10 protein-coding genes are annotated in these 13,893 nt (G+C 75.1%); 2 read left to right on the top strand and 8 right to left on the bottom strand.

From position 1 onward, the window contains the following. Window positions 1–21 precede the first annotated feature (21 nt). From GOBS_RS08505 to gabT, 3 genes are all read right to left on the bottom strand, one after another. The gene (locus GOBS_RS08505; RefSeq protein WP_081448838.1) at window positions 22–207 is read right to left on the bottom strand and encodes a hypothetical protein; all 186 of its coding nucleotides are present in this window, start codon (window positions 205–207) and stop codon (window positions 22–24) included. Window positions 208–439: 232 nt separating this feature from the next. Continuing rightward, window positions 440–3,397 carry an NAD-glutamate dehydrogenase domain-containing protein gene (locus GOBS_RS08500; RefSeq protein ID WP_012947878.1) on the bottom strand — a complete coding sequence of 986 codons (2,958 nt, stop codon included), beginning with the start codon at window positions 3,395–3,397 and terminating at the stop codon, window positions 440–442. 230 nt (window positions 3,398–3,627) lie between these two features. Next, window positions 3,628–4,983, bottom strand: coding sequence for a 4-aminobutyrate--2-oxoglutarate transaminase (gene gabT, locus GOBS_RS08495; protein WP_012947877.1), 1,356 nt, complete (start codon window positions 4,981–4,983; stop codon window positions 3,628–3,630). A gap of 140 nt (window positions 4,984–5,123) precedes the next feature. Here gabT and GOBS_RS08490 point away from each other — a divergent pair, with 140 nt between their 5' ends. Next, entirely contained in the window at window positions 5,124–6,632 is a 1,509-nt protein-coding gene (locus GOBS_RS08490) for a helix-turn-helix domain-containing protein (protein ID WP_012947876.1), read from the top strand. A gap of 112 nt (window positions 6,633–6,744) precedes the next feature. Further along, entirely contained in the window at window positions 6,745–8,190 is a 1,446-nt protein-coding gene (locus GOBS_RS08485) for a gamma-aminobutyraldehyde dehydrogenase (protein ID WP_012947875.1), read from the top strand. Window positions 8,191–8,375: 185 nt separating this feature from the next. Here GOBS_RS08485 and GOBS_RS08480 read toward each other — a convergent pair whose 3' ends face one another. The 5 genes from GOBS_RS08480 to GOBS_RS08460 all read right to left on the bottom strand — a co-directional run bounded on the left by GOBS_RS08480 (window position 8,376) and on the right by GOBS_RS08460 (window position 13,867). After that, window positions 8,376–9,809: an aldehyde dehydrogenase family protein gene (locus tag GOBS_RS08480; RefSeq protein WP_012947874.1), complete on the bottom strand. Its 1,434-nt coding sequence runs from the start codon at window positions 9,807–9,809 to the stop codon at window positions 8,376–8,378. A gap of 196 nt (window positions 9,810–10,005) precedes the next feature. After that, the gene (locus GOBS_RS08475; RefSeq protein ID WP_243697676.1) at window positions 10,006–10,752 is read right to left on the bottom strand and encodes an SDR family oxidoreductase; all 747 of its coding nucleotides are present in this window, start codon (window positions 10,750–10,752) and stop codon (window positions 10,006–10,008) included. 205 nt (window positions 10,753–10,957) lie between these two features. Then, a complete protein-coding gene (locus GOBS_RS08470) occupies window positions 10,958–11,719 on the bottom strand; it encodes an SDR family NAD(P)-dependent oxidoreductase (protein WP_012947872.1) in 762 nt (253 codons plus the stop codon). 226 nt (window positions 11,720–11,945) lie between these two features. Continuing rightward, complete coding sequence (locus tag GOBS_RS08465; protein WP_012947871.1) at window positions 11,946–12,989, bottom strand: transketolase family protein; 1,044 nt, start codon at window positions 12,987–12,989, stop codon at window positions 11,946–11,948. After that, complete coding sequence (locus GOBS_RS08460) at window positions 12,986–13,867, bottom strand: transketolase (RefSeq protein WP_012947870.1); 882 nt, start codon at window positions 13,865–13,867, stop codon at window positions 12,986–12,988. Before GOBS_RS08460 ends, GOBS_RS08465 begins: the two co-directional genes overlap by 4 nt. Window positions 13,868–13,893: the final 26 nt, after the last annotated feature.

Here is a 13,893-nt window from a genome sequence, read left to right as displayed (position 1 = left end):
GGTAGCCCCCGATCTGGATGGTCACCGACCTGCTTCTCCCGGTGCGGGCACCGCACGTGACGCCGGCTCGACGTAGTCCTGGTGCTCGGGATCGTCGATGGGTTCGGAGAGGGGTTCGGCGCCGCCCTCTCCGGCCTCTCCGGCTCCGAGGGCCATCTCCGGGTCGACGTCGAGCTCGTTCGGCAGGCCGGGGTCACGGTCCGACACGAGGCACCCCTCCATCTCGTCGCGACCGGTTCTCGCCGAGTCCCCCATCAGCGCCCCTCGGGGAACCGGCACCTCCAGACCCGCGGGTTCGTACTCTGCTCGCGTTGGTCAGCGGTTGACCACGACCGGTCGCCGCCGTTCCAGCTCGGCGCGCCGACCCCCCGGCGCGGCCACCACGAGGAGGTCCGCAGGCCGCTACCGGACGTGCAGGCCGAGGGTGGCGTCCCACCCGTCACGACGCCGACCGGACTCTCCGGCCGCTTCCGCGGGCCGCACTCCTGCGTGGGCCCGGACCGACGGCGGCGGCCGGCCGGGACCCCCGCCCCGGCCGGCCGGCCGTCCTCACCGGTGGGCTTCCGCGCCCCGGTCCGCTCCGCGCTCGCTGCGGTGCTCCCGCGGCTGTCAGCCCACGGTCCGCACCAGCCGGCGCAGCTCCGCCACCACCACGCACGCCCGGCCCAGGACGTCGTCGCGGGCGGACGTGGCCTGCTCGCGGACGGCGGTGAAGCGGGCCAGCGCGTTCGCGTGCCGGCCGGCGAAGGCGTCCGCGTCGCCGTCGGCCCGCGGCGGCCAGCTCGGCCTGCAGCGCGCGGGCCCGGTCGCCCGCGGCGCCCGGCCGGTCCAGCCACGCGGCCGGGTCGAGCCCGGCGACGACGGCGGCCAGCGCGGGTGCCGCCGCGGTCAGCGCCGCGGGGTCGGGGTGGGCCTGCAGCAGCCGGTCGGCCGTCCGCTCGGTGGCGGCCTGCAGCTCGGGCAGCGCCAGCCGCTCCACGGCCAGCGGCACGTCGTCCACCCGCGCCCACACAGGGTCGAGGTCGAGCACCTGCGTGGCCACCATGTAGGCGTGGGCCGCCACCGGGGTGGGGACGCCGTGACGCTCCTCCAGGCGCAGCAGGAAGCCCGGGCCCACCCGGTTGACCAGGTCGTTCGCCAGCTGGGTGGCGGTGATCTCCCGGGCCAGCGGGTGGGCGGCCACCCGGTCGGGCCAGCGCTCGCGCACCGCCCGGGGGAAGTAAGCCGCCAGCACCCCCGCCACCGACGGGTCGTCGGGCAGGTCGCTGCGCAACAGCTCCTCGCGGACCAGGTTCTTGGAGTGGGCGAGCAGCACCGCGGCCTCGGGCCGGGTCAGGCCGGCCCCGGCCTGGCGCAGCCGCTCGACCTCCGCCTCCGAGGGCAGCACCTCGAGGTCGCGGTCCAAGCCGTGCCGCTCCAGGTCGCCGATCAGCTGGGCGTGCCGGTCGAGCAGGAACGGCGCCTGCGCCGCGCACACCGACAGCGCCCGCGCCTGGAGTGCGTTGTCGGCCAGCACGGAGGTGGCCACCTCGTCCTCGACCGCGCGCAGCACCGCGTCCCGCTCGGCACGGGGCACACCCGCCAGCAGGACCTTCAGGTTGACCTCGCGGTCGGAGGTGTCCACCCCGGCGGAGTTGTCGATGAAGTCGGTGTTGAGCGCGACCCCGGCGCGAGCCGCCTCGATCCGCGCGCGCTGGGTCAGGCCCAGGTTGCCGCCTTCCCCCACCACCCGGCAGCGCAGCTCCCCGGAGGTCACGCGGACGGCGTCGTTGGCGCGGTCCCCCACCTGCGCGTCGGTCTCCTCCGCGGCTCGGACGTAGGTGCCGATGCCGCCGTTCCACAGCAGGTCGACCGGCGCCCGCAGCACCGCCCGCACCAGCTCGGCCGGCGAAAGCTCCTCGGCGTCCACACCGAGCCGGGCCCGCACCTGCGGCGATAGCGGCACGCTCTTGGCGTCGCGGCGGTGGACGCCACCACCCGGGGACAGCACCGAGCGGTCGTAGTCGTCCCACGACGAGCCCGGCAGCGCGAACAGCCGGCGGCGCTCGGCCGCGGACCGCGCGGGGTCGGGGTCCGGGTCGAGGAAGACGTGCCGGTGGTCGAAGGCGGCCACCAGGCGCAGCTCGTCGGACAGCAACATCCCGTTGCCGAAGACGTCGCCGGACATGTCGCCGACGCCCACCGCCGTCAGCGGACCGTCGGGGTCCACGCCGAGCTCGCGCAGGTGCCGGCGCACCGACACCCACGCGCCGCGGGCGGTGATGCCCATGACCTTGTGGTCGTAGCCGCTCGAGCCGCCGGAGGCGAACGCGTCGCCGAGCCAGAAGCCGCGGCGCTCGGCCACCTCGTTGGCCAGGTCGGAGAAGGTCGCCGTCCCCTTGTCGGCGGCCACCACCAGGTAGGGGTCGTCCCCGTCGTGCACCACGGTGCGGGCCGGGTGGACGACGCGGTCGCCGTCGCGGTCGTCGGTCACGTCCAGCAGCGCGTCGACGAAGGTGCGGTAGGCGCCGGCCACCCGCTCCTGCACCGCCGCGCGGTCCAGGCCGCGCAAGTCCTCGCGGACGACGAAGGCGCCCTTGGCCCCCGCCGGCACGATCACCGCGTTCTTGACCATCTGCGCCTTGACCAGACCGAGCACCTCGGTGCGGAAGTCCTCCGGGCGCTCGGACCAGCGCAGCCCGCCGCGGGCCACCCGGGCACCGCGCAGGTGCAGCCCCTCCATGCGCGGCGAGCACACGAAGGTCTCCACCTCCGGCCGCGGCCTGGGCAGCAGGTCCAGCTGCGCGGAGGCGATCTTCAGCGCCAGCGCCGGCCGGGGACTCCCGGTGGCGTCCACCTGGTAGCGGTTGGTGCGCACGACGGCGGCGAGCACGTCGCGCAGGCCGCGGAGGATGCGGTCGGCGTCCAGGCTCGTCGTCCGGGTGAGCAGCTCGGCCAGGTGCTCGGCGGCCGACGCCGCGGTCGCGGGGTCGGCGGCGTCGGGGTCGTGCCGGGCGGCGAAGTTCGCCAGCAGCGCGCGGGCGAAGTCCGGCGCGCCGAGCACGGTCTCCTCGACGTAGCCGCGGGACAGGCCCAGCCCGACCTGCGCGAGGTACCGGCAGGCGGCCCGGAGGACGGCGACGTCGCGGACCGGCAGGCCGGCCCCGACGGTCAGCCGGGAGAGGCCGTCGAGCTCGGTCTCCCCCGCCCACGCCGCGGCCAGGGCCTGCTCCAGCCGGGGCAGCGCGGTGGCCGCCGCCGTCCCCTGCGGCAGCAGCAGCTCCAGCCGGGTGGCCGGCGCGTCGTCGTCCCCGGGGACGGCGACGGCGTCGGCCACCCGCACCCCAAACCGGTCGAAGATCGGCACCACGTCGGCCAGCAGCGGTCGGGCGGCCGGCCAGGTGACCAGACCGGCCACCCGGCCGTTGCCGGTAGGGCCCTCGGGAGTCAGGGTCAGCCGGCGGTGTCCATGGGCCGGCTTCCGCGACCCGGTCCACTCCTCGCTCGCTTCGCGATCACTCGCCTCCGCGCTCGCTCCGCTCCTCGCTCGCTGGCGCTCGCTGCGATGCTCACTCGCTGTCGGCTCGGTCGCTCGCTGCGATGCTCCCGGGTCCGTCAGCCGGCGGTCGGCGCCGGCGGCCGGGGCGCTCACTTCCCCACGTGCGCGTCGAAGGCGGCGTCGAGGACGTCGAGCCCCTCGGTGAGCAGGTCCTGCCCGATGACCAGCGGGGGCAGGAAGCGCAGCACGTTGCTGTGCGTGCCGGCGGTCAGGGTGATGACGCCCTCGGCGTGGCAGGCCTTGGAGATCGCGTTGGTCAGTGCGGAGTCGGGCTCGTTCGTGCCCGGCTCGACCAGCTCGACGGCGAGCATCGCGCCGCGGCCGCGGACGTCGCCGACCACGCCGGTGCGCTCCTGCAGCGCGCGCAGCCGCGGCAGCATGGTGGCCTCGATCGCGCGCGCGGCGGCGTTCAGGTCCAGCTCCCGCATGATGCGGATGCTGGCGAGCGCGGCGGCGCACGACACCGGGTTGCCGCCGTAGGTGCCGCCCAGCCCGCCGGTGTGCACGGCGTCCATCAGCTCGGCGCGGCCGGTCACCCCGGCCAGCGGCATGCCGCCGGCGATGCCCTTGGCGGTGGTGATCAGGTCGGGGACGACGCCCTCGTGCTCCGAGGCGAACCAGGCGCCGGTGCGGCAGAAGCCGGTCTGCACCTCGTCGGCGATGAAGACCGCGCCCGAGCGGCGGCACCAGTCGGTCAGGGCGGGCAGGAAGCCCGGCGCCGGGACGACGAAGCCGCCCTCGCCCTGGATCGGCTCGATGAGCACGGCGGCCACGTTGGCGGCGCCGATCTGCGTCTCGATCAGGTCGATCGCCCGCGCGGCGGCCTGCTCGCCGGTCGTCCCCGGCTCGTCGCGGTACGGGTAGGACATCGGCACCCGGTAGACCTCGCCGGCGAAGGGCCCGAAGCCGTGCTTGTACGGCATGTTCTTCGCCGTCAGCGCCATCGTGAGGTTGGTGCGCCCGTGGTAGGCGTGGTCGAAGACGACGACGGCCGAGCGGCCGGTGGCCACGCGGGCCACCTTGACCGCGTTCTCCACGGCCTCGGCACCGGTGTTGAACAGCGCCGTGCGCTTCTCGTGGTCGCCCGGGGTGAGCCGGTCGAGCTCCTCGGCGACGGCGACGTAGCCCTCGTAGGGCCCGACCATGAAGCAGGTGTGGGTGAAGGCGGCGACCTGCGCCTGGACGGCGGCCACCACCTCGGGCGCGGCGTGGCCGACGTTGGTGACGGCGATGCCCGAGCCCAGGTCGATGAAGGAGTTGCCGTCGACGTCGACCACCACGCCGCCCGCGGCGCGCTCGATGTAGACCGGCAGGACGCTGCCCACGGCGGAGGTGACCGCGGCGGCCCGGCGGGCGGCCAGCTCGCGTGAGCGGGGGCCGGGCAGCTCGGTGACCAGGCGCCGCTCCTGGGCGACGGTGTGCGGGCCGGTGAGCAGGTCGGTCATCACTGTCTCCTCGTGGGGGCGGCCTCCCCCGACGGGGGAGGTCCTCCCGTCCAGGGTCCGTGGCGCACGTCTCTCCCGGTACCGTCCGGATCGGCACTCCCGGGGCGTCCGGGTGTCCAGATCGTCGAGAGGTCCTCCCCGTGCCGGTCACCGTCGCGACGCTGCTGGGCACCGCGTCGCTCGAGCTGACGCTGCACACCCGCAGCGCGCCGGTCGACCGTGCCGTCTCCTGGGTGCACGTCAGCGAGCTGGCCGACCCCACCCCGTTCCTCGAGGGCGGCGAGCTGCTGCTGACCACCGGCCTGGCCCTGGCGCCCGAGGGGACCGCCGAGTACGTCCGCCGGCTGGCCGCGGCCGGCGTGGTGGGCCTGGGTCTCGGCACCGGCCTCAGCCACGCCGAGGTGCCCGCCGGGCTGGTGGCCGCGGCCGACGAGCACGGGCTGGCGGTCCTCGAGGTGCCGCGGCAGACGCCGTTCATCGCCCTGTCCCGCGCGGTCTCCAGCGCACTGGCCGCCGAGGAGTATGCGGTGGTCACCCGGACCTCGACGGTGCAGCGGGAGCTGACCCGCGCCGCGGTCGCCCCGGGTGCCCCGGGCACCGTCGTCGACCGGCTGGCCCGGCACCTCGGCGGCTGGGCGCTGCTGGTCGACGCCGCCGGCACGCCGCTGGAGGCCGCGCCGCCGTCCGCCCGGGAACGCGCCGGCGACCTCACCGCGGCGGTCGACCGGCTGCGGACGGCCCGGCCCCCGGCCGGGGCGGCGCTCACCCAGCCCGGCGAGACGGTGCTGCTGCAGTCGCTGGGCACCGGCTCGCGGGTGCGCGGCTTCCTCGCCGTCGGCCGGCCGGGGCCGTTTCCCGCGGGCGACCGGCACGTGGTGAACGCAGCGGCGCTGCTGCTCACGCTGCGGCTGGAGCAGTCGCGGGCGCTCGACAGCGGCACCGCGGCGCTGCGGGCGGCGATCCTGCAGCTGCTGCTGGCCGGGCAGACCGCCGCGGCCGGGCCGGTGGTGGCCGCGCTGGGCGAGCGGCTGCCGGCTGAGCCGGTGCTGGCGCTGGCCGTGCTGGGCACCGCCGAGCAGCGGGCCGCGGCCGTCGACGTGGCCGCCGACGCGGCCGCCCACGCCCGCGAGCCGGTGCTGTCGGCCGAACTCGAGGACGCCCTCGTCGTCCTGGTGTCGGCCAACGGGCCGCTGGCCGGGCGGCTGGCCGTGCTGCTCGAGCGGGTGCCGGGCACCGTCCTCGGCACGGCGCCGCCGGTGCCGTGGGACCGGCTGGCCGACGGGGTGCGGCAGGCACGGCAGGCGGCCGGGCACGGGCGGGCCGCCGGACAGCCGGTCACCGCCTTCGCCGACCTCGCCGGCCGGGGCCTGTCCGCGCTGCTCGACCCAGGGGCCACCGCGGCCTTCGCCGAGGCCGCGCTGGCGCCGCTGGTCGCCGCCGACCGGGCCGGCCCCGGCGACCTGGTCGAGTCGCTGCGGATCTGGCTGGCCGCGCACGGGCAGTGGGAGCCGGCCGCGGCCCGCCTGGGCGTGCACCGGCACACGCTGCGCAAGCGGATCCGGCGGGCCGAGGAGCTGATCGGCCGCGACCTGGACTCCCCCGGCGTGCGCGCCGAGCTGTGGCTCGCGCTGCACCCGCCCTCCGCCTGAGGAATCCGTCGTCCCAACCTGCGACACTGGACAGATCAGCAGTCGGCAGTGACGATGGCCACTGGATCAGCGGTCCCGGTGCCTCCGGGATGCACGACGAGAGGACCTCCCGGTGAGCGAGAAGCTCGAGCTGCGCAACTTCGTCGGCGGGGAGCACGTCGACGCCACCGACGGCCGTCGGATGGACCTGGTCGACCCGGCGACCGGCGAGGTGTTCGCCTCGGCCCCGGTGTCGGCGGCCGAGGACGTCGACCGGGCCTACACCGCGGCGGCGGGCGCCTTCCCCGGCTGGCGGGACGCCACCCCCTCGGAGCGGTCCCTGGCACTGCTCCGCCTCGCCGACGCGATCGAGGCGCACGCCGACGAGCTGGTGGCGCTGGAGAGCCGCAACACCGGCAAGCCGCTCGGGCTGACCGCGAGCGAGGAGATCCCGCCGATGGTCGACCAGATCCGGTTCTTCGCCGGCGCCGCGCGCAACCTCGAGGGCAAGGCGGCCGCGGAGTACATGGCCGGGCACACCTCGTGGATCCGCCGCGAGCCGGTCGGGGTGATCGGGCAGGTGACACCGTGGAACTACCCGATGATGATGGCGGTCTGGAAGTTCGCGCCCGCGATCGCGGCCGGCAACACCGTCGTCCTCAAGCCCAGCGACACCACCCCGGCGACCACGCTGCGGATGGCCGAGCTGGCCGCGGAGTTCCTCCCGCCGGGGGTCCTCAACGTCGTCTGCGGCGACCGGGACACCGGCCGGGCGCTGGTCGAGCACCGCACCCCGCAGATGGTGTCGATCACCGGGTCGGTGCGGGCCGGCATGGCGGTGGCCGAGTCGGCCGCGCGCGACGTCAAGCGGGTGCACCTGGAGCTGGGCGGCAAGGCGCCGGTCGTCGTCTTCGACGACGCCGACCTCGAGGCCGCCGCCGAGGCGATCGCGGTCGCCGGCTACTTCAACGCCGGGCAGGACTGCACCGCCGCCACCCGGGTGCTGGCGGGGCCGGGCATCCACGACGACTTCGTCGCGGCGCTGACCGAGCAGGCGAGGAACACCCGGACGACGTACGAGGGCGGCGCCGGCGACGCGGACGCGCTCGTGCCCCCGGTGAACAACGTCAACCAGCTCGCGCACGTCACCGGCTTCCTCGACCGCGCACCCGACCACGCCGAGATCACCGCCGGTGGTCGCCGGCTGGGCGACCGCGGCTTCTTCGTCGAGCCGACCGTCGTGGCCGGGCTGCGGCAGGGCGACGAGATGGTGCAGAACGAGGTCTTCGGCCCGGTCATCACCGTGCAGCGGTTCTCCGACGAGGCGCAGGCCCTCGCCTGGGCCAACGGGGTCCCCTACGGGCTGGCCTCCAGCGTCTGGACGAAGGACTTCGGCCGGGCGATGCGGATGAGCAAGGCGCTGGACTTCGGCTGCGTCTGGATCAACACGCACATCCCGCTGGTCGCCGAGATGCCGCACGGCGGCTTCAAGCACTCCGGCTACGGCAAGGACCTGTCGATGTACGGGTTCGAGGACTACACCCGCGTCAAGCACGTCATGGCCAACCTGGAGAGCTGATCTCCCATGAGGATCTGATCGTGGGGTTGTTGTCGGTGACACGCACGGACACGCCGCTCGACGCTGCACCAACCCCGTGATCGATACCGCAGGAGGCGACGAGGCCCCGGTCCGATCGGACCGGGGCCTCGCTGCGTCCCGGCCGCCCGGAGGTCGTCAGGAGCGGCCGGGGATCCTGCGGCGTCCTAGACGTCGATGCCGGTGAGCACCAGCACGCGCTCCTCGGTGAGGTCCTCCATCGCCGCGTGCACGCCCTCGCGGCCGGTGCCGGAGTCCTTCACCCCGCCGTAGGGCATCTGGTCGGCGCGGAAGCTCGGCACGTCGCCGACCACCACTCCCCCGACCTCGAGCACCTGCGCCGCGCGGAAGGCCACCTGCAGGTCCCGGGTGAAGACGCCGGCCTGCAGCCCGAACCGGCTGTCGTTGACCCGCGCGAACGCCTCGTCGACGGAGTCCACCGTCTCCAGGACGACGACCGGGCCGAAGACCTCCTCGCAGGACACCTTCACGTCAGCCGGGACGTCGGTGAGCACGGTGGGCGCGTAGGAGGCGCCGTCCCGGGTGCCGCTGGTGAGGACCCGGGCGCCCGCGGCCACCGCCTCCTGCACCCAGCTCTCCACCCGCCGGGCGGCCTGCTCGTCGATCAGCGGGCCGACGTCGGTGGCGTCGTCCGTGGGGTCGCCGGTGACCAGCTTGCCCACCGCCTCGACCACCCGGTCGGTGAGCGCGGCCGCGACGGTGCGGTGGGCGAACACCCGCTGCACCGAGATGCAGGACTGCCCGGCCTGGTACATCGCGAAGGTCGCGATGCGGGAGGCCGCCCAGTCCAGCGCCGCGTCGTCCTGGTCGGGGGCGACGACGGCCGCCGCGTTGCCGCCGAGCTCGAGGGTCACGTGCTTGCGCGGGACCGACTCGCGGATCGACCAGCCGACCGGCACCGAGCCGGTGAAGGAGACCACCGGCAGCCGCGGGTCCTGCACCAGCTGCGCGGCGACCTCGTTGGGCACCGGCAGCACCGACCAGGCGCCGGCCGGCAGGTCGGTCTCGCCCAGGATCTCCCCGAGCAGCAGTGCCGACAGGGGCGTGGCGGGCGCGGGCTTGAGCACGATCGGCGCCCCGGCGGCGATCGCCGGCGCGACCTTGTGGGCCACCAGGTTGAGCGGGAAGTTGAACGGCGCGATGCCCAGCACCGGGCCACGGGGGACGCGACGCACCAGCGCCATCCGCCCGGTCGCCGCGGGGTCGGTGTCCAGCCGCTGCAGGCTGCCCGACCAGCGCCGCGCCTCCTCCGCGCCCCAGCGGAACGTCGACACCGCGCGCGCCACCTCCAGGCGCGCCCACTTGAGCGGCTTGCCGGACTCGGCGGTGATCAGCGCGGCGACCTCCTCGCTGCGTTCGGCCAGCCGCCGCGACACGTGGTCGAGGGCGGCGGCCCGCGCGTGGGCGGGCAGCGCCGCGCAGGCGGCACGGGACCGGTGAGCAGCTGACACCGCGGCCTCGACGTCCTCGGCGGTGGCGTTCGTCGTCCGGCCGGCCTCGGCACCGTCGAACGGCGAGCGGACGGCGACGACGTCGGTGCCGGTCCGGGGCTCCCCGGCGACCCAGTAGGGGGTGGTCATGCGTCCTCCTCGGGACGTGGGCGGTGTCGAGGCCGAATCTGCGAGATCCGCGGCCCCCGGGCCAGTGCCGGAGCGTCCACCGCGGGGTGCTCGCACGCGCCGACCTGGCACACCACCGTCGCCGGCCAGCCGGCGCTCCAGCGGCAGGTCGCCGTAGAGGAGGGAGGTGCTGACGGCCCAGCGCAGCGGCGCGCCCTCAGCCCCGCCCGAGGTAGGGCATGCCGGTGGCCAGCATCGTGGTGAACGGGACGCTGACCTCGAGCGGCAGCCGGGCCATCTGCACCACCGCGTCGGCGACGTGCGCCGGGTCGAAGGTGGGCTCGGGCCGGACCGAGCCGTCGGCCTGGCGAGCCCCGTGCTCCATCCCGGCGGTCATCTCGGTGGCGGCGTTGCCGATGTCGATCTGCCCGCAGACGATCCGGTGCGCGCGGCCGTCCAGCGCGATCGCCTTGGTGAGGCCGGCGACGGCGTGCTTGGTGGCGGTGTAGGCGACGCTCCCTGGCCGCGGCACGTGCGCGGAGATCGAGCCGTTGTTGACGATCCGCCCGCCCGGCGGGTCCTGCGCCTTCATCAGCCGGACGGCGGCGCGGGCGCAGAGGAAGACGCCCGTCACGTTGACCTCCACGGTCGCCCGCCAGTCGGCGACCGCGACCTCGTCCACCTCGCCCGCCGGACCGAACGTGCCGGCGTTGTTCACCAGCAGGTCGAGCCGGCCCCAGGTCTCCCGGAGGGCGTCGAACGCCGCGTCCACCTGCTCCTCGTCGGCGACGTCGGTGGGCAGCACGAGGACGCCGTCCCCGCCCCCGGCCGTCTCCTCCAGCGACTGACGGGTGCGCCCGAGCAGTGCCACGGACCAGCCGTCGGCCACCAGCGCCCGGGCGATGGCGCGGCCGAGTCCGGAGCCGGCGCCGGTCACCACCGCGGTGCGGCGGTCGCCGCTCACGACGCGCACCGCACGACGGCACCGGCTGCGGGAGCGGGGCTGGTGAGCTCGTCCACGGGCCCATCGTGGTCCGCGGTGCGCACCGGGACCAACCGCGCCGGCGCGGCCCGCCCCCCGGAGGGGACGGGCCGCGCTGGTGAGGTGCTGGAACGGCCCCGTCCAGAGGCTCGCCGCGAGCTCGCGAGCGGTGAGGGGGACGGGGTCCTCAATGGATGTGCGAGCCGCCGTTGACGTCGTACGTCGCGCCGGTGATGTACCCGGTCTCCTCCCGGCACAGGTACGTGATGAGGTCGGCGACATCGGCGACCCGGCCGTTGCGGCCGACCGGGATGCCGGCGACCAACTCCTGCTTGCGCTCGCCCTCCAGCGCGCCGCCGGTGATGTCGGTGTCGATGAGCCCGGGGGCGACGGCGTTGACCGTCACGCCGTTCGGCCCGAGTTCCCGGGCCAGTGCGCGGGTGAAGCCGAGCTGGGCGGCCTTGGCGGCGGAGTAGGCGACCCCGCCGAACACCCCGCCGCCGCGCTCGGCCGAGACCGAGGAGAGGAAGACGATGCGGCCGAAGCCGCGCTCGGCCATGCCGGGCGCGACGCGGCGGGTGATGTTGTACGCGCCGCGCACGTTGACCGCGAAGATGCGGTCCCACTCCTCGCCGCTGACCTCCAGGAACGGTGTCGGGGAGGTGATGCCGGCGTTGTTCACCAGGGCGCCCACGGGGGGCGCCGAGCCGTCGAGGGCGGCCAGCGCGCTCTCGACGGAGGCCTCGTCGGTGACGTCGCAGCCGATGCCGACGGCCTGGACGCCGTGCTGCTCGGCGATCTCCTGGGCGGCGTCCTTCGCGCTGCCCTCGTCCAGGTCGAGGATGGCGATGTTCCAGCCGGCGGCGGCCAGGGTGTGGGCGGTGGCGCGGCCGATGCCGCGCTTGGAGCCGGCGCCGGTGACGATGGCGGTCTTGTCGGAGACGGACATGGGTTTCTCCAGGGGCTGTGGGATGTGTGGAACGGAAGGTCCGGTTGCAGGCCTCGAGCCTGTAGCCGGGTGGTCGTTACGTGGACTAGACCGGCCTCGAAGAGCGGTCGCCGTGGAGTGCAGGCGGCGCCGACTCGAGCACGTTCGACCCCCCTGCCCGGCGGTGGTCAGCGCGTCGACCGCCGCCGGGCACCGACCTGCCTCGTGGTGACGTGCAAGCGTCGGATCAGGCGGTGGCCGGGTCGGGGTCGGCGGCCCAGGGGGCGTGCGTGCCGCCGCCCAGCTCGGCCTTGACCTTGGCGATGACGGCGTCGGTCGACAGCCCGTAGCGGTCGTGCAGGGTGGGCAGGGCGCCGGCGGCGAGGAACTCGTCGGGCAGCGCGATCGGCACCACGCGCGTCCCGACGCCGGCGAAGGCCAGCGTCGACGCGACCGACTCGGCCAGGCCGCCGACCACGGTGTGGTTCTCCAGCGTCACCACGAGCCGGTCGGTGCGGGCCGCCCGCAGGATCGCCTCGGTGTCCAGCGGCTTGATCGTCGGGACGTGCAGGACGGCGACGTCGACGGAGTCGGCCTCCAGCCGGGCCGCGGCCTGCAGCGCCCGCATGGTCATCAGGCCGGTGGAGATGAGCACGACGTCCCGGCCGGTGCGCAGCTCGGCGGCCTTGCCCAGCTCGAACCGGTAGTCGTACTCGTCGAGCACGGTGGGCACCGCGCCGCGCAGCAGCCGCAGGTAGGTGGGGCCGGGTGCGTCGGCCAGGGCCGGCACGGCCTGCTCGATGTCGACGGAGTCGCACGGGTCGACGATGGTCAGGTTCGGGCAACCGCGGAGGATCGCCAGGTCCTCGGTGGCCTGGTGGCTGGGACCGTACCCGGTGGTGAGGCCGGGCAGGCCGCCGACGACGTTGACGTTCAGGTTCGGCTCGGCGATGTCGAGGCAGAGGAAGTCGTAGGCCCGCCGGGTGGCGAACACCGAGTAGGTGGAGGCGAAGGGCACCAGCCCGACCTCCGCCATCCCGGCCGCGGCCCCGAGCAGCGACTGCTCGGCCATGCCCATCTGGAAGAACCGGTCGGGATGGGCGTCGCGGAACACGTGCATGTCGGTGTACTTCGCCAGGTCGGCCGACAGCCCGACGATCTCCGGCCGCTCCTCCGCCAGGCGGTTGAGCGCGTGCCCGAACGGTGCGCTGGTGGTGCGCTGACCGGGGTCGGCGAAGGAGGCGATCATCGCCGAGGTGGTGAGCTTGTTGCGGGGGGCGGTGCTGGTCATCGAGCCAGTCCTTCCTCGAGCTGGGTGCGGGCGGCCTGCCACTCGTGCTCTTCCACCCGCATGAAGTGGGCCTTCTCGCGGGTCTCGAGCAGCGGCACGCCGCGGCCGATGCGGGTGTCGCAGATCAGCACCGACGGCGACCCGCGGTGCGCGCGGAGCTCGTCGAGGGCGTCGACGAGCGCGGCGACGTCGTTGCCGTCCACGCGTAGGGCGTGCCAGCCGAAGGCCTGCCACTTGTCGGTCACCGGCTCGGTGCGCAGCACGCCGGCGGTGGGGCCGTCGGCCTGCAGCGCGTTGACGTCGACGATCGCGGTGACGTTGTCCAGGCCGTGGTGGGCGCAGGCCATCGCCGCCTCCCAGGTCGAGCCCTCGTCCAGCTCGCCGTCGGAGAGCAGGTTGAACACTCGCGCGGAGTTGCCCTGGTGGCGCAGCCCCAGCGCCATCCCGGTGGCCACCGGCAGCCCGTGGCCCAGCGAGCCGCCGGAGATCTCCACACCCGGGGTGTAGGAGGCCATTGCCGACATCGGCAGCCGGGAGTCATCCGACCCGTAGGTCTCCAGCTCCTCGAGCGGAATGGTGCCGGCCTCGGCCAGCGCGGCGTACAGCGCGATGGCGTAGTGGCCGATGGAGAGCAGGAACCGGTCCCGGTCGGGCCAGTGCGGGTCCTCGGGGCGGTAGCGGAGCTGGTCGGTGTAGACGACCGCGAGGACGTCGGCGACGCCGAGTGCCTGCCCGATGTAGCCCTGGCCCTGCACCTCCCCCATGTCCAGGGCGTTGCGCCGGATCCGGTACGCGGCCTCGCGGATCCGGGTGATCCGCTCCGCCCGGTCGGCCGTGCCGGCCGCGTTCGCGACGGCCGGGCTCGTGGGTGCGTTCATGCTGGAGATCTCCTTTGTTCGATTTC

This window comes from Geodermatophilus obscurus DSM 43160 (assembly GCF_000025345.1).
Lineage (GTDB): Bacteria > Actinomycetota > Actinomycetes > Mycobacteriales > Geodermatophilaceae > Geodermatophilus > Geodermatophilus obscurus.
Note: the sequence above shows the minus strand (reverse complement) of the source record. Positions and strands in the feature narration are given on the sequence as shown.